A 16,018-nucleotide genomic window follows, 5' to 3' on the forward strand; every position below is an offset into this window, starting at 1 on the left:
GTTTTCACAGAGCCTGTTCTGACCGGTTTCTAAACTCAGCGCTGAATGCGAGGTCTATGCCCCTTGCATGCAGGCTAATCGTCATTTTCATTCTTTAGACTGCGCCGGCCTGAACCCAGGCGACGCTCTATGACTTCTTTATAGGGGACTTCAATGTCCGTACGACGCACACGCAAAGACGATGGCAGCCAATGGACAGTTGCGGACAGCCGCAGTGTTTACGGGATTCGCCATTGGGGGGCCGGGTATTTCGCGATCAATGACGCCGGTCGCGTCGAAGTTCGTCCGAACGGTCCGACCAGTTCGCCTATCGACCTCTTCGAGCAAGTCGACCAACTGCGCAAAAGCGGTTTGTCCTTGCCGTTGCTGGTGCGTTTCCCTGACATCCTGCAAGACCGCGTGCGTCAGCTGACCGGTGCGTTCGACGCCAACATCGAGCGCCTGGAATACCAGAGCAAGTACACCGCGCTGTATCCGATCAAGGTCAACCAGCAAGAAGCGGTGATCGAAAACATCATCGCTACCCAGGACGTTTCCATCGGTCTGGAAGCCGGCTCCAAGCCGGAACTGCTGGCGGTACTGGCGCTGGCGCCGAAGGGCGGCACCATCGTCTGCAACGGTTACAAGGACCGCGAGTTCATCCGTCTGGCGCTGATGGGCCAGAAGCTCGGTCACAACGTGTTCATCGTGATCGAGAAAGAATCCGAAGTCGGTCTGGTGATCGAAGAAGCGGCGTCGCTCAAGGTCAAGCCGCAGGTCGGCCTGCGCGTGCGTCTGTCGTCCCTGGCGTCGAGCAAATGGGCAGACACCGGCGGTGAAAAATCCAAGTTCGGCCTGTCGGCGGCGCAACTGCTGTCGGTGGTCGAGCGTTTCCGCGCGGCTGGCCTGGATCAGGGCATTCGCCTGCTGCACTTCCACATGGGTTCGCAGATCGCCAACCTGGCGGACTACCAGCATGGTTTCAAGGAAGCGATCCGTTACTACGGCGAGCTGCGCAACCTTGGCCTGCCCGTGGATCACATCGACGTCGGCGGCGGTTTGGGCGTGGACTACGACGGTACCCACTCGCGTAACGCCAGTTCGATCAACTACGACATGGACGATTACGCCGGTGTCGTGGTCGGGATGCTCAAGGAGTTCTGCGACGCGCAGAGCTTGCCGCATCCGAACATCTTCTCTGAAAGCGGCCGCTCCCTGACCGCCCACCACGCCATGCTGGTGGTTCAGGTAACCGACGTCGAGAAACACAACGACGACGTGCCGAAGATCGATAACAAGGAAGAGCTGCCGGAAACCGTGCAGTGGCTGGTTGACCTGCTCGGCCCCACCGACATCGAAATGGTCACCGAAACCTACTGGCGGGCCACGCACTACATGAGCGACGTGGCCACTCAATACGCCGATGGCAAGCTGACCCTGGCGCAAAAAGCCTTGGCCGAGCAATGCTACTTCGCCGTTTGCCGCCGCCTGCACAACTCATTGAAGGCCCGTCAGCGTTCCCACCGTCAGGTGCTCGACGAACTCAACGACAAGCTGGCCGACAAGTACATCTGCAACTTCTCGGTATTTCAGAGCCTGCCGGACACCTGGGCCATCGGCCAGGTCCTGCCGATTTTGCCGCTGCACCGTCTCGACGAAGAGCCACTGCGCCGTGCGGTGCTGCAAGACCTGACCTGCGACTCCGACGGCAAGATCAAGCAGTACGTCGATGAGCAGAGCATCGAGACCAGCTTGCCGGTGCACGGTTTGAACGAAGGCGAAGACTATCTGCTGGGGATCTTCCTGGTGGGTGCCTACCAGGAAATTCTCGGCGACATGCACAACCTGTTCGGTGACACCGACTCGGTGAACATCTACCAGAACGCCGATGGCAGCGTGTACCACGCCGGTATCGAAACCCACGACACCATCGAAGACATGCTGCGTTACGTGCACTTGTCGCCGGAAGAGTTGATGACCCACTACCGCGACAAGTGCGCCAGTGCCCGCATCAGCGCCGCCGAGCGCACCCAGTTCCTCGACGCCTTGCGTCTGGGTCTGACCCGTTCGTCTTACCTGTCTTCTTGAGGTAAGGCTCCGTTCTCATCGGGTTGTCTGAAAATTCTCCATTCGTTGGGGAAATTTCAGATGGCCCGGTGCGGGGCTTCTCTTTTTTCAAGCGAAATGAACCACGCACCGGGCTATCCAAGCGATGTGGTCTTCTTTTCACGTAGGTCATTTCCTAAGTTGTATTTCGGCACTCTACTCGGCCATGTCTCTCAGCGAGAATCCCCGGCCGCCCCTCCTGTAGAGAATCGCCGATGTTCGATCCAGTCAACGAGCCGTCATTTCGTCTGGATATAGCGGGTCTGCCCGACTCCTTTGAGGTCTTGGCCTTTACCGGTAGTGAAGCGATCAGCGAGCCCTTTGTGTTCGACGTGGAACTGCTGAACGATGACCCAACGCTCGACCTCGCCAGCCTGCTATATCGCGCAGCCTTTTTGCACTTCGGGCCCCCAGGGCAGGGTATTCACGGGCAGCTGCTTGGCCTCATGCAACTCGGCCATGGCGGTGAACCCAGATTATGTCGTGTGCGTCTGGGACCCAGGCTGGCGTGTCTGGCCCAACGCTTCAATCAGCGAATCTTCAGCCAGCGCTCGGTGCCGGAGATTCTCGCTCAGGTGCTCAAGGAGCACGGTATAGCGGGCAAGGATCGGCGCTTTGACCTGAGCGGCGATTACCCGTCCCGTGATTTCTGCACGCAGTACCGAGAATCAGACCTGCAATTTCTCCAGCGTCTGTGCGCACAGGAACGGCTTCACTACTACTTCGAACACTGCGCACGCGGACACTGTCTGGTTTTCGGCGAGGGCCTGGGGCAGTTCAGCCGTGGCGAAGAGAGCGTCTTCGAGGGTGAGCACGAACGACCCGGGGTGCACCAGTTCAAGCTGTACGGCTGCGGGCAAATCGCCGAAGGCCAGACTAATCTGGCGGCCCTGCGCAGCGGCCAACTGATGCCGCTGTCCGGCCATCCGTGTGTGGACTGGAATCGTCTCTGGCTACTGACTCATGTCGAGCATCAAGGGGGGCAGGAACCGGGGCTTCCTTATAGCAATCAACTGCGCGCCATTGTGCAGGAAGTGCCTTTGGTGGCCGCTCATTCGGTCATGAAACCCAGGATGCACAGCCTGCAGCGGGCGTGGGTGGTCGAGGTCGATGAGTCTCAACCGGATCTGTCCAGACCGGTTGCCGTGCAGTTTGACTGGCTTTACCAGGGGGAGGGAGCAGCGCCCAGCCACTGCTGGTTGCCGTTGGCTCCCGAGCTGGAAGGCGCAGGCACACTGCCGTTGAGTGAAGGGGTGCAGGTGCTGGTGAGCTTTATCGAAGGCGATCCGGATCAGCCCTTGATCAGCGGATTTCTTCCCGGCGCAACGTCGAGCGCACAGGCAGTCATACCCGACCTGCAACCCTCCTTGACGACTGATGTCAGCCCGGTGCTCGAGGGCTTGCTGGGCTTGCTGCAATCCAGCGAGCCCTTGGTGCTCCTGTGCTTGCTACCCGGGGGCGGCAGTTTCAGTCATTGCGCGCAGTCCTTTTGTACCTGTCGGGCGGCGATGCAGCTCGGCCAGAGCGGTGCGGCATGATCGCCGCTCAAGCGGTCGACCCGACCCCGCAATGGTTGTTGCTCGATGTACCGGGCGTGCCTCAGGCCGGTGCGAATTTGCGGCAACAGTTTGCTCATGCCCGATGGTTCCGCCTGTTCGAAGGCACCGAATTTCACCCCTTGCGTGAGCACGGGCCGGTGTTGGTCGACCTACGCGAATGCCCGGCACTGGCCGAGCTGTGCCAAAGTGCGCCATGTACCTGGAGCGGGTTGCTGCTGGTTAGTGAAGCATCGCCATCGCAGCTGCTGGAGCATTTGCGACGCATGCTCACAGCCACTTTGGGTCTGCATCACCGGGCCTTGTTGAGTTACTACAATCCACACACGGCGAGTTATTTTTTCGATGCCTGCGATGCACAGGAGCTGAGTCGCTGGCTCGGTCCGATCGATCAGTTGCGCTGGTTCGGTGGCACATGGGCCGACCGGGCCATTGGCTGTCAAGGCTGGCAGCAGTTGTTCAATCCGCGGCTTGCCGTCCGGCCGCTGGCCATCGAAGAAAACCTCAGTGTGCGTCAGCGAGACACCTTGCAAACCTGCCTGCTGGAACAACACGCCTGGCGCTGGAGCCGATCCACCAACATCGACTACAACAGCTTGTGGGCTTACCTGCTGGAAGGGCTGGCGCTGGGTTTCAGCGAGCGCACGGTGCTCGATGGCTGGTTATGGCTGCGCTTGCAGCATCCCGACGCAGTGGCCGGGCAGCCGTTGTCGGGAGCCACCCAGCAGGAGCGTCTCGATAGCCTGCGCAACCTGTGGCGGAGCGATCAACCCTGAACGTGGTGAAGGCCGGCCCCTCGTCATCCTTTTAGCCAGCTGTCGTGCTTGCGCAAATACCAGGCGAACGCGCCAAGGGTCAGGCTGCGCAGCAACATGAACAACAGGAAGGTTATCCACAATCCATGATTGCCCAAGCCTTGCAGCGCCCAGGCGAAGGGCAGCAGCAGGATCACCGTCAGCAGCATGCCGTTGCGCATTTCCCGGGCGCGGGTGGCGCCGATGAACAGGCCGTCGAGCAGGTAACTCCAGACGGCAATCAGCGGCAGCACCGCGAGGTAAGGCAGGTAAAGGAAGGCGGTGTCGCGCACGCTCTGGATGTCGGTCTGCATCTCGATGAACAGGTGCCCGGCGAACAGAAACAGCAAGGCAAACCCCAGACTCGCCAGCAATGACCAGCCGCACGCCACAACCAATGAGCGGCGCAGGGCCTCTCGGTCGCGAGCACCGATGGCGTGTCCGCACAGGGCTTCGACTGCGTGGGCCAGACCGTCCAGCGCATGGGCGGTCAGCAGCAGGCCGTTGAGCAGTAATGCGTTGGCGGCGACCGTGGCATCGCCCAGCCGCGCGCCTTGCACGGTGATCAGGAAAAACACCGACTGCAACGCCAGGCTGCGGATGAAGATGTCGCGATTGACCGCCAGCAATGGGCGCCAGCTCTGCCACAACGCCAGCGCGGCCCAGGCGATGTGGCCGGGGTAGGCGCGCAGGGCTTTGCGGGTCATGAACAGGCCGATCAGTGCGCCGGTCCACTCGGCAATCACCGAGGCCCGCGCCGCGCCGACCACGGCCCAATCCAAGCCAAGCACGAACCACAGGTTCAACGCGATATTGACCAGGTTGGTGCTCAGCAGAATCGCCAGCGGAGCCCGAGCGTTCTGGGTGCCGAGGAACCAGCCCACCAGCGCGTAGCTGGTCAGCGCCGCCGGCAAGCCGAACAGCCGCGTGTGGAAGAACTCGCGGGTGAGCTGATCCAGCTCCGCCGACGGTTGCATGAAGTGCAACGCGACCCCGCTCAACGGCACGCCCAATGCGCCCAACAAAATAGCCAGGCCCATGGCCAACAACAGACCCTGAAGCAAAATCTGCCGCAACGCTGCGCCATCCCCGCGCCCGGCAGCCTGGGCGGCGAACCCGGTGGAGCCCATGCGCAGAAAGCCCATGGCCCACGCGAGAAAGGTATACAGACTGGCGCCCACCGCGACAGCACCGAGCTGATGAGCATGGGGCAGGTGGCCGACGACGGTACTGTCGACCAGCGCCACCAACGGTACGGAAATATTGGAGAGAATCATCGGGGCGGCAAGCGACCAGACTCGACGATGGGTCGGACGGTCGCGCCAGTCGGCAATCAGGTTGGACATGCAGGCTCCTTGGGGGCGCCTGCATTGTATCGACACATTCGCAATCTACATCGATCCATTGTGGGAGCGAGCCTGCTCGCGAAAGCGCCCGTCCAGTCGATATTGATGGCGCCTGACGCTACCCCATCGCGAGCAGGCTCGCTCCCACAGGAGGGATGGCGTTAGTGCACGATCCAGCTCAGCAACCACAACCCCAGCAACAACCAGATAATCCCCATGATGATCGACGCGTTCATGAAGGCGCGGATCGCCGCCCACAGCAGCATCAGCCCGATGATCAGTGTGATGATGCTGACGATCGAAGTGTCCATGCCCAGCGCCTGGGCCAACCCTTCGACAAAATTACTGCCAGCGTTGCTCAACAGATTGAACAGACCACTGAGGGCATCGATGATGAACCGGATGGCCGAACCGATTATCTGGCCGAGCCATTCGAAAAAGCTTTCTACCTGCATGTGTACGTCCTGATGGAGTAGTGGCGTGGTTGCCGGATCCGAGCCTTGGGCAATCGGTCGTGCTCCCGGGTTCCCCACAATCATAGAGGGTTGCGCTATCCCTGTGGGAGCGAGCCTGCTCGCGATGATCTGTCAGCCTACATCTACGTTGAATATCAGCGCGCATTCGCGAGCAGGCTCGCTCCCACAAAAAATCGCTCCTGTTGCTCAACCGTTGTCACTTGCCTTCACCCTCCATCCCCCTGAAGCTATACGCCTTCAGGAGAGCCCGATGAACCTTGTTGAACTGACCGAACGCCTGCACGCCATTCGCGACCGCAATGACTGGCGGCAATTTCACAGCCCGAAAAATCTGGCCATGGCCGCGAGCGTGGAAATGTCCGAGCTGGTGGAGATTTTCCAGTGGCTGACCGAAGACCAGTCGCGTCAGTTGTCGGCAGACAAACTCGCCCATGCCGGGCAGGAAATCGGCGACATCGTGCTGTATCTACTACTGCTATGCAGCGAGTTGGGGTTGGACATGAATGAAGTGGTGCGCAGCAAACTCGCGGACAGCGAACGGCGGTTCAGCTGATGAGCGACCGTCATTTCGATCAGCTGGCGACTCGCTTCGCCGAAAAAATCTACGGGGGCGCCAAAGGTGCGATCCGGCTCGCGGTGCTGCAGGCCGACCTGGCCGAAACCTTGCCGGACCGCCCGTTGCGCGTCCTGGACATCGGCGCTGGCCTGGGCCACATGTCGTTGTGGCTGGCCGAGCGCGGTCATCAGGTGACCCTCGCCGAGCCTGCCGAACCGATGCTTGAAGGCGCCCGCCAGCGCTTCGCCGAAGCGGGGCAGACGGCGACGTTCATCCAGGCGCCGTGGCAGGATCTGCTCGGTCAGCTCACCGAGCCCTACGATCTGGTGCTGTGCCACGCCGTGCTGGAATGGCTGGCCGAACCCCATGCGATTTTGCCGGTATTGCATCAGTTGACGAAGCCGGACGGCTGGTTGTCCCTGGCGTTCTACAACCGCGATGCGTTGATTTACCGCAACCTGCTCAAGGGCCATTTCCGCAAGATGCGCAAGAACGACATGGCCGGCGAGAAGCAGAGCCTGACTCCGCAGCAGCCACTGGATCCACGGGAACTGGCGGCGCAACTTGAGAGCATGTGGCAGGTCGAAACCCAGAGTGGGGTGCGGGTTTTTTACGACTATATGCCGGTGGAATTCCAGGCCCGCGTCGAACTGCCGGACTTGCTGGAAATGGAACTGGCTCACCGCCGTCACCCAAGCTTCGCCGGGCTTGGGCGCTATTTGCACTGGATCTGTCGGCCGATCTGAGCGGAGTGCGAAATGAAAAGTCGTTCAGGGTTGCTGGTGATCTGTCTCGGGTTGGCGGCCTGTCAGGGCAGCAACCCTTATGTCGCGACGTCCAATCCCTTGCCGCCGGCACCGCCTCAAGCCGCCACCACCTTCGACCGCAGCGCCTACCCGGCGGCGCCACGGGATTACGGGCGCTATCGCAGCTGGGCCTGGCTCGACGGGCGCCTGCCACCGGGCACGGCCTGGGCAGACTCGGCGCAGGTGGCCGAAGCGGTCAGTAATGCCCTTGATCAACGCGGCTTGCGCCCGTTGCACGACAACCGCCCGGCGGACCTGTTGGTCAGCGCCGACCTGCATCTGGAAACCCGCTTGCGTCAGGTCCAGGACGACTATGGTTACGGCGGGGGTTATTACGGCGGTGGTTACAACCGCTATGGCAGCGGTTACGGCATGTACAACACGGTGCCGGTCATCCGCACTTATCAAGTACAAGTCGTTGTGGTGCGCGTCGATCTATTCGACGCAGGCACCGGCCAGCCGGTATGGAGTGCCAGTGCCGAAACCAGCAGTCAGGGCAGCCAGAGCGAGCGTGCCGATGCCATACGCGAAGCTGTCGAAAAGGCTATGTCGGCGTATCCTCCTAATTAGCTTCCCGTAAAGAAGCCTCCCGCAGGTGCATGTCTTCTATCGGAGAAAAATCATGTTCCGCCGTCTCGCTTTACTGGCCATGGCCGCACTGCTCACAGCCTGCGTCGCCAACCAGGTCAATCATGACTTCGATGCCAGCCGCGATTTTTCCGCCTATCGTAGCTGGAGCTGGAAAGAGCCCGCCGTGCAATACCGTCCCGATGATCCACGGATCAAGAGTGACCTGACCGAACAACGTATCCGCCAGTCCGTTGCCGATCAGCTGGATCAGCGTGGCTTGCGTCCGGCCGCCGGTGCCAGCTCGGATCTGAAGGTGCAGGCCTACCTGATCGTCGAAGATCGCCAGCAACAGGTGACCACTAACTATGGCGGCGGCTGGGGTGGTCCATGGCACGGCTACGGCTATTGGGGCGGGCCGATGTACAACGAAACCCGCAACATCAGCTACAAGGTGGCGACCATTCAGGTCGACCTGCTCGATGGCAAGGACGGCAAACTGGTGTGGCGCGGCAGCGACGAGCAAACGCTCAGCCGCACACCGAATCCGCAGGATCGCAGCAATAAAATCCACGAGACGGTCGGGCGGATATTGACTAACTATCCACCGCGCTAACTAGCTGACACCACGGATCCCCTGTGGGAGCGAGCCTGCTCGCGATGACGGCGGCACAGCCGAACTTGATGTGACTGACAGACCGCTATCGCGAGCAGGCTCGCTCCCACATTGAGTTTTTGTTGTTCTGGGTGGCGAGTTGCCAGCAATCTGGCGAACCCTTGTCTACACTGCTTCTCACCAATGGAGGTAGCCCTCGGCAGTGCGCCGGCAAAGGAGTGTGCCATGTCTCCCTGCTCGCAGTTTCGTAGCCCGGCCCGGCAACGGGGAGCGATCGGTTTGATGGCGGTGCTGGCTCTGGGCATGGCCTTGGTGTTCTTGCTGGTCGTGGTCGACAGCGGCCGCCTGTACCTGGAAAAACGCAGCTTGCAACGGGTGGCGGATATGGCCGCGCTGGAGGCTGCCACGCGCAATGGTGATTGCGCCGTGGGAGCCACCGCTACCGCTTATGCCACCGCCAGTGCAAACCGCAACTATTTCACTCTTCCTGACCCCACACGCAGCCTGGCGGTAGCCTGTGGCACCATGAGTCTGGACGCCAATAATCTTCGGGTTTTTACGGCTAATCCGAGCAGCAGCGAAGCCATCAGGGTGACTGTCAGCCATTCGATCCTGCAAAGTTTCGCCGGTGGTATGGGTGCCGTGTTCGGCGGTGCTCCGGCCGGGGCGACCCTCAACCTGACCGCGACCGCCGTCGCGGCGTTGCCGCCACCGCTGGCATCGTTGACCATTCGCAGTACGGTGTTGACTATCGATACCAGCCAGTCGACCACCCTCAATGGGCTGTTCGGTGGTTTGTTGGGCGGCAATCTGAACCTCTCCGTGGCGGGCTGGCAGGGTCTGGTGAATACCAACATCAGCCTGCTCGGTTACCTCGATCGACTGAAGGTCGATCTCGGCCTCAACGCCGCCGGGTATGACCAGGTATTGGGCACTTCGGTGGCCGTCAGTCAGTTGATCCAGACTGCCGTCAATGTGCTGGACCCCGGCGGCACTCTCGGTGCGACGGCGACCATCGTCGGTCTGCAAGCACTCAAGGTTGCCGCTGGCTCAACGACCGTGGTGCTGGGCAATATGCTGCACGTCGAGAACGGCAGCAATATGTCGGCGTTGGCGACTAACGTGAGCGTGTTCAACCTGATCGAAGGCATCGTGCAACTGGCCAACAAGAAAAACGGTCTGGTGGCGACGCTGCCGATCAATCTGGCGGGGCTGGCACAAATCACGGCTCGGGTGCAGGTACTGGAGCCGCCGCAACTCTCCGCGGTAGGCAATCCGAAAAACGCGGCACTGAACCCACTGGGGCCCAATCGGATCTACGTGAGAACCGCGCAGGTTCGCACATTGTTGTCGATCGACTTGCCTGCACTCGACGCCATTATGGCGCTGGTCAATGCGGTGGCCGATCTGGCAGGACCGCTGACCAACACCCTCAATGCCTTGCTCAATCTCAACCTGGTGGCGGTACTCAATTCATTGACCTGTGCCTTGGGCGTGCCCTGCCAGACGCCCGACATTATGGTGTTGCCGGGGCCCATACGGCTCGACGTGGCGCTGGAGGTCGCCAGCGCCAGCAGTTACGTCACGGCCTACAGCTGCGTCAGCAACACCAATAAAACCCTGACCACCAACACCAGTACGTCGCTGGTGAACCTGAAAATCGGCCGGATCGATGGGGCCAGTATGTTCGGCAGCAACACCACACCGCCGGCGGTCACGGTGCAGCCGTTGAAGGTGATCGATATCGGGATCAAAACCTGTCGCAGGCTTCTGTTCTTGCCCATCACTTGCGATCCGCGTGTGCCCGGCGTCGGTGGCGGCATCGATATCGTCGCCGACACCAGCGTGGCGGCGAACACCAATATTTCCCACATCTACTCCGCACCACCCGCCACCAGCCTGCCGGAAATCAACCAGCCACCGTTCTACTACTCGTTTACCACCAGCAGCATCGTCAGCAGTCTGCTCAACACCCCGCTTAACATTCACGTGGACATGTATGGCCCGTCGGGCAGTCTCGTCAGCGGTCTGGGGACGATCCTGAGCAGCGTCACTACCTTGCTGGTCAGCGCGATCAACAGCGTGCTCAGCCCGTTGCTCGACAGCTTGATCAACACCTTGCTGTTAAGCCTTGGGATCGACTTGAACAAGGTCGACGTTGGCGCCAATCTCAGCTGTCACTCGGGGCGCGCGACGCTGGCGATCTGATCGTCCGTGGCAATCGGCAACTCGATACAAAACCGCGCGCCCTCAGTCGAGTTTCTAACACTCAACTTACCGCCCATGTTTTCGACGATGCCGTAACTCACCGACAACCCGAGCCCGGTGCCGACGCCCACCGGTTTGGTGGTGAAAAACGGTTCGAAAATCCGCTCCAGCAGGCGTGGATCGATACCGCCGCCGTTGTCCTCGACCCACAGTCGCACCGAGTATTCATCACGTTCGGCGTACACCGAAATCCATGGTTTGAACTCCCGGTTGGCCTCGCGTTTGCTCAGCAGCGCATCCCGCGCATTGACCATCAGATTGATCAGCACCTGTTCCAGCTGATCGACGTAACCGCGCACCTGCACTTCAAATCCGGTCTCGCTGACCCGCAGCTCGACGCCTTTGCCGCGCATGCCTTCGGACAGCAGTGACAGCGTGCCCTCGATGGCCTGTGCCGGATTGAACGGGTGCTGCTCGATCTCCGAACGCCGACCGAATACCCGCATGTGATCCACCACCCGCGCGGCGCGCTGGACTTGCGCGTCGATGCGGTTGAGCTTGTCTGTCAGGTAATCGATTTGCGCATCGCCATTGCTCAGACGCTTGAGCACATTGACGATGGCCATGCGCATCACGTTCAGTGGCTGATTGATTTCATGGGCCAGCCCGGTGGCCATTTCGCCGAGGGTGGCCATTTTCGCGCTCTGGGTGAGCTGTTGCTGGGCACGCCGGACCTCGGTGTTGTCACGGCCCACGGCTTGAATCTCAAGCAAGCGACCCTGCTCGTCGAACACCCCGCGATCCGACCAGACCCACCACGCATGTTCCCGTCCCGGCAGTTGCAGGTTGATTTCCGCGGTGCTGACCGGGAACTCCGGGCTCAGTCGACTGAGGCGCTGGAGAAACGCTTCGCGCTGTTCCGGCGACATCCAGCTGCCCAGGTTCACCCCCGGCAGTTGCTCGGGCTGGCATTCCAGATAAGTCGCCAACGGGCGGTTGCCGAAGGTCAGTGTCAGGTCTGGAAGGTAGCGGCAGATCATCGCCGGGGAATCTTCCACCAGAATCCGGTAGCGCTCTTCACTCTGTTTTACTTTCTCGGCGGCCAGTGTCGCTTCAGTGACATCCAGCCACAGCCCCACAGCTTCCACCGGCAGCCCGAGATCGTCGCGCAGCAGTTTGGCTTCGTCGAGCAGCCAGTGATAATCGCCGCGACTGTCGCGCAGCCGATAACGGGCACGCACTGAGCCTTCGCGCAGCAGTTGTCGGGTGCGCTCGAAATAGCAATCGCGGTCCTCGGGATGGACCCGTTCCACCAGCGCGCCAGCGGCACAATCGGCGAGCGACCAACCGAGCAGCGGCAACAGGCTGTCGCTGAAAAATGTCGGTTGCAGTGCACCTTCGACATAGCGCTGTACGTAGATCACCGCCGGCGAACTGGCGATCAGATTGTCCAGCCGGGCATGGGCGGCCGCGGCGTTCTGCTCTTGATTTTTGATGTCACTGATGTCGAGCATGAAACCCACCAGCCGCCGGTTTTTGCCGATGCCCAAGGCCTGCCCTTGCAGTCGATACCAGATCGGCGTTTGCGCCGCGTCGGGGTGATGCAGGCGTACACACAGCAGCAACGGCGCGCCTTCGTCCTGCAAGGTTTGCAGGCGAATCGTCAGCTCTTCACGGTCGGCGGGGTGGATCTGTTCGAGCCAGTCGTGCAGCGGCAAACGAGTACTCGCAAGGTTCAAGGTATCGGCGAGCGACGGCGCCAATTGCACCTCGGCGGCGTCGCTGAAGACCTCCCACCAGCCAGTGCCCAGCAAGGCTTGCAGAGATTCGAGCCGCTCCAGTTGCAGGTGGTGCTGATGCTCGCGCAAACGCTCAAGCAATGGGCCGGCCAAGGCTGCGGTGAGTTGCAACCAGTCGCGCTCGCTCAGGTCGGGGGCACGCTGTTGCACCGGGTAGAAACCACAGAGCAACCAGGCGACCACGCCCAGGGCATTGTGGTAAGGCACCGCGAACCCTTCGGCATTGCCGAAGATGCCTTGCAGGCGCGGGTGTTCGCTGGGGATCAGTTGCTGAGGGGCGGAGCCATTCAAACTGTCGAGGCCGGTGCCCAGGCGTTGATCGATTTCCCACAATAGAGGCGCATCGAAGGCCGCGTAATGCTGGTGGATCAGCCAACCCTCTGCCTGTTCATCGAGCAAGGCCATGGCGATGCACGGGATCTGAAAACGCTGGGCCAAGCCTTGCAGTTGCTCCGCCAGCACCTCGGGCAAGCGCGTCAGGCTGCACAGACGCAACTGTTCGCTGATCTGCGTCGCGAGTAATTGGCATTGTTCGCGGCTGCGCGCTTGTCGACGTTCGAGCAGTAGGTCGCCGATGTCGATCAACTGCAACAGCCAGTTTTCGCCCAATGGCTGTACCCAGCCACGCAGATGCAGCGGTTGTTCGCCGAGGCTGAAAAAATCCAGGTCCAGACTTTGTCCTTGCCACTCGGCCGGCGCGCCTTCGACCGACAGGCCGCTATGGGGCATGAGGTAATCGAGTAGATGCGGTACCTGCGCGCCGGGCATTTGCTGCGCCAGCAGATGCCGCAGCGGGCCGCTCAGCTGAATCACTCGGCCCTCGTCATTCAGATGCAGCTGCAAACCGACACGTTGCACGCTCGGCGTGTCCGCACTGTGTGAGGGCTGTGGCGGTTGGCGATTGAGCAGGCGCCCGAAGAGCTTGTCCCCGGAACTCAAAATTGCAGGCTCGATCGGGCGGTAAGGGTCGCCGGCAGATCGGGTACCGAGCCGATCCCCGGCAGCACCAAAAACGGCAGGACTTGATTCAGTTTACTGGTGGGGTAGTTGATGCTGACCGTCAGCACGCCACTGATGTAGGTGGCACTGGTGTCGGTGGCCACATTGAAGTTCAGCGCGGCGGGAATCCAGGCCAGCTGCCGGGTCAGTTCGGTGGTGGCAACGGTTCGCACGGCGGTGTCGTAATTGGCGGTACTGGGGTCTAGCGCCACACTGCGGCGCACCGCTTCGGCTGTCGATTGATTGAACGATTGCATCAGCAACAGCGGCAGGCTGTAACTGACCACCCCATAAAACACGGCGAAGAAGATGATGAACACCAAGGCGAACTCAATCGCCACGGCACCTTTTTGTTTGCGGGGGAGGCCTGTTTTCATGAGTGCGTCTACCCTGACCATCACGACGTAGTATCAGCATAGAGTCATTCAGCCAAAACGGACGTTTTTTACCGGATGCAGAACCTTGTCCTACTTATCTGGCTGACGCTTTGCGCAGCACAGGATGTCCGAGAGCGGCACATCGCCAATGCCCTGACCCTTGGCGCAGGTGTGTTGGCGCTGACGTATCTGTTGTGGACGGGCACCACGTGGCTGGGGGCCGAGGCGGTGCAGGGCGGCTGGGCTTTGTTGTTGGCACTGGCCTTCACCTTGCCCGGTTATGCATTGAGACGTCTGGGGGCGGGCGACGTGAAACTGATGGCGACGCTGGGCCTTGCGACGGACGGTATGCACCTGCTCGGCGGTTTTATCGGCGCCGGTTTGGCCAGTGTGTTCTGGCTGCTGTTGGCGCCAAGACTCTGGCTGTATATGGGGCAGGGGCTTAGGGATCGTCTTCGCTACCTGGGGCCGGGAACGTCAAAAAAGCAGCCTTTTGCGCCGTTCGTATTAGTGGGCATGTTGCTCACTCTGGTCTGGATGCATTAGTCACCGTGCGCCGCCCGTTCTATGTACATAGTTGGAAAGTGCGTCTACTTTCAAAACAGTTGTTGTACAGCCTTTGGAAGTGGGTACAGGAACGGTCAAGCCTGGAGTGACACGTGAGCAAGCTAATCTCGGCAATAAAAGTCCTTGTGGTCGATGACGAGCCATTGGTTGTCGAAGAACTGTGCGAGTTCATCGAGCGCAATGGTTATCGCTGTGTTCCTTGTCAGTCCGGCAAACAGGCGATCGAGCGTTTCAATGCATATGAGGATATCGGTCTGGTGCTCTGTGATTTGCAGATGCCTGACATGGATGGCATTCAGCTCGTCCAGGCATTGCAACGGTTGTCCGGCAAGCACCGGGCGTTCGAGGCGATCATGCTCACCGGTCGCGCAGACAAGCAGGATGTGATCAAGGCCTTGCGCGCCGGGTTCGCTGACTACTATCAGAAGCCGATTGATCTGGCTGAGTTGCTCGAAGGTTTGCAGCGCCAGGAGGTGGTCTTGCAGGAGCGACAGAAAAACCTGCAGTTGGGGCATTTGAGTCAGAAGCTGCAGTACCTTTGCGAGTCGATCGACGAGTTGTATCAGGATCTGGACAAGGTTCGTCGGGGACCGTCCTCGGTGTCTTCGTCTGATTCGGCTGATGGTGTGGCCAGTGAGGCGGAGCGGGTGGAGATGCCGGCGGTTTTCAATCAGCTGTCGCCGCGGCAGTTGGAGGTGGCGCGGTTGGTGGGCAAGGGGCAGACCAATTATCAGATTGCCTGTGAGTTGGGGATTACCGAGAACACGGTGAAGCTTTATGTGTCGCAGGTGTTGCGGTTGACGCATATGCATAATCGCACGCAAGTGGCGTTGGCGTTGTCGCCTGGTAATGCGGGTGTGCGGCGGCTTACTGCGCACTGAGTTTTTTCGGGTGTACGCTGTTTCATTGGTGTACATATCCATTTCTGCGGTAACGGCGGCTTATGGTTTCGCCCTTACGGCGAGTCCCTTTTGGCAAACGCCCCAAAAGGAACCAAAAGGTCTCGCCCCAAGCGTCCGGCCCCTCGCTAAGGCTCGGCGTTCCTTCGCTCCGGTATCCATCTGGGGGCATCGCCCTACGGTCTGCTTCGCTACGACCTACATGCGATGGGTTCGACTGCGTCGAACGGCGCTACGCGCCAATCCCCAGATGAACACCTCCACTCAGCCTCCCGAAGGGGCGGGCAGATCAAGATCAAAAGCAGCAGGCGAGCTAACGCTCGGCCTGTTGAGTGGTGAGGGGCGGGTGCACACCGCTCCACTGTGG

14 protein-coding genes are annotated in these 16,018 nt (G+C 60.5%); 10 read left to right on the top strand and 4 right to left on the bottom strand.

Translation table 11 applies throughout. From position 1 onward, the window contains the following. Nucleotides 1-153: 153 nt before the first annotated feature. From speA to ACYZT2_RS04515, 3 genes are all read left to right on the top strand, one after another. Nucleotides 154-2,067, top strand: a complete 1,914-nt coding sequence (gene speA / locus ACYZT2_RS04505) for an arginine decarboxylase (RefSeq protein ID WP_007907445.1) — start codon at nucleotides 154-156, stop codon at nucleotides 2,065-2,067. Between the two features lie 233 nt (nucleotides 2,068-2,300). Further along, nucleotides 2,301-3,623, top strand: coding sequence for a contractile injection system protein, VgrG/Pvc8 family (locus tag ACYZT2_RS04510; RefSeq protein ID WP_461970480.1), 1,323 nt, complete (start codon nucleotides 2,301-2,303; stop codon nucleotides 3,621-3,623). Then, nucleotides 3,620-4,417: a DUF4123 domain-containing protein gene (locus ACYZT2_RS04515; RefSeq protein ID WP_461970482.1), complete on the top strand. Its 798-nt coding sequence runs from the start codon at nucleotides 3,620-3,622 to the stop codon at nucleotides 4,415-4,417. Before ACYZT2_RS04510 ends, ACYZT2_RS04515 begins: the two co-directional genes overlap by 4 nt. 23 nt (nucleotides 4,418-4,440) lie before the next feature. On the opposite strand, the gene ACYZT2_RS04520 is transcribed toward ACYZT2_RS04515, so the two are convergent. Together ACYZT2_RS04520 and ACYZT2_RS04525 are read right to left on the bottom strand one after the other, a co-directional pair. Next, nucleotides 4,441-5,781 (bottom strand): MATE family efflux transporter, encoded by a 1,341-nt coding sequence (locus ACYZT2_RS04520; protein ID WP_461970484.1) that lies wholly within the window; start codon nucleotides 5,779-5,781, stop codon nucleotides 4,441-4,443. A gap of 161 nt (nucleotides 5,782-5,942) precedes the next feature. Next, nucleotides 5,943-6,236, bottom strand: a complete 294-nt coding sequence (locus ACYZT2_RS04525) for a hypothetical protein (RefSeq protein ID WP_008011267.1) — start codon at nucleotides 6,234-6,236, stop codon at nucleotides 5,943-5,945. Nucleotides 6,237-6,507: 271 nt separating this feature from the next. On the opposite strand from ACYZT2_RS04525, the gene ACYZT2_RS04530 reads away from it, so the two are divergent. The 5 genes from ACYZT2_RS04530 (at nucleotide 6,508) to ACYZT2_RS04550 (ending at nucleotide 11,010) form a co-directional block, all read left to right on the top strand. Next, nucleotides 6,508-6,810, top strand: a complete 303-nt coding sequence (locus ACYZT2_RS04530; RefSeq protein ID WP_461970486.1) for a MazG-like family protein — start codon at nucleotides 6,508-6,510, stop codon at nucleotides 6,808-6,810. Next, nucleotides 6,810-7,559: a methyltransferase domain-containing protein gene (locus ACYZT2_RS04535; RefSeq protein WP_030128232.1), complete on the top strand. Its 750-nt coding sequence runs from the start codon at nucleotides 6,810-6,812 to the stop codon at nucleotides 7,557-7,559. The genes ACYZT2_RS04530 and ACYZT2_RS04535 overlap by 1 nt, the downstream gene beginning before the upstream one ends. Before the next feature lie 12 nt (nucleotides 7,560-7,571). Continuing rightward, nucleotides 7,572-8,189, top strand: coding sequence for a DUF4136 domain-containing protein (locus ACYZT2_RS04540; RefSeq protein ID WP_461970488.1), 618 nt, complete (start codon nucleotides 7,572-7,574; stop codon nucleotides 8,187-8,189). A 52-nt stretch (nucleotides 8,190-8,241) separates the two neighbouring features. Beyond that, on the top strand, nucleotides 8,242-8,802 hold the full coding sequence (locus tag ACYZT2_RS04545; protein WP_461970490.1) for a DUF4136 domain-containing protein: 561 nt from the start codon (nucleotides 8,242-8,244) through the stop codon (nucleotides 8,800-8,802). 225 nt (nucleotides 8,803-9,027) lie between these two features. Further along, nucleotides 9,028-11,010, top strand: a complete 1,983-nt coding sequence (locus ACYZT2_RS04550; RefSeq protein ID WP_461970492.1) for a pilus assembly protein TadG-related protein — start codon at nucleotides 9,028-9,030, stop codon at nucleotides 11,008-11,010. Here ACYZT2_RS04550 and ACYZT2_RS04555 read toward each other — a convergent pair. Further along, nucleotides 10,980-13,748 (bottom strand): ATP-binding protein, encoded by a 2,769-nt coding sequence (locus ACYZT2_RS04555; protein WP_461970494.1) that lies wholly within the window; start codon nucleotides 13,746-13,748, stop codon nucleotides 10,980-10,982. The genes ACYZT2_RS04550 and ACYZT2_RS04555 overlap by 31 nt on opposite strands. Next, nucleotides 13,745-14,185 (bottom strand): TadE/TadG family type IV pilus assembly protein, encoded by a 441-nt coding sequence (locus ACYZT2_RS04560; protein ID WP_461970496.1) that lies wholly within the window; start codon nucleotides 14,183-14,185, stop codon nucleotides 13,745-13,747. Before ACYZT2_RS04560 ends, ACYZT2_RS04555 begins: the two co-directional genes overlap by 4 nt. A 75-nt stretch (nucleotides 14,186-14,260) precedes the next feature. Here ACYZT2_RS04560 and ACYZT2_RS04565 point away from each other — a divergent pair, with 75 nt between their 5' ends. Then, nucleotides 14,261-14,731, top strand: coding sequence for a prepilin peptidase (locus tag ACYZT2_RS04565; RefSeq protein ID WP_461970498.1), 471 nt, complete (start codon nucleotides 14,261-14,263; stop codon nucleotides 14,729-14,731). A gap of 113 nt (nucleotides 14,732-14,844) precedes the next feature. Further along, nucleotides 14,845-15,633, top strand: a complete 789-nt coding sequence (locus ACYZT2_RS04570; protein WP_461970500.1) for a response regulator — start codon at nucleotides 14,845-14,847, stop codon at nucleotides 15,631-15,633. The last annotated feature ends 385 nt before the right edge of the window (nucleotides 15,634-16,018 follow it).

The organism is Pseudomonas sp. MDT1-85 (assembly GCF_054898065.1).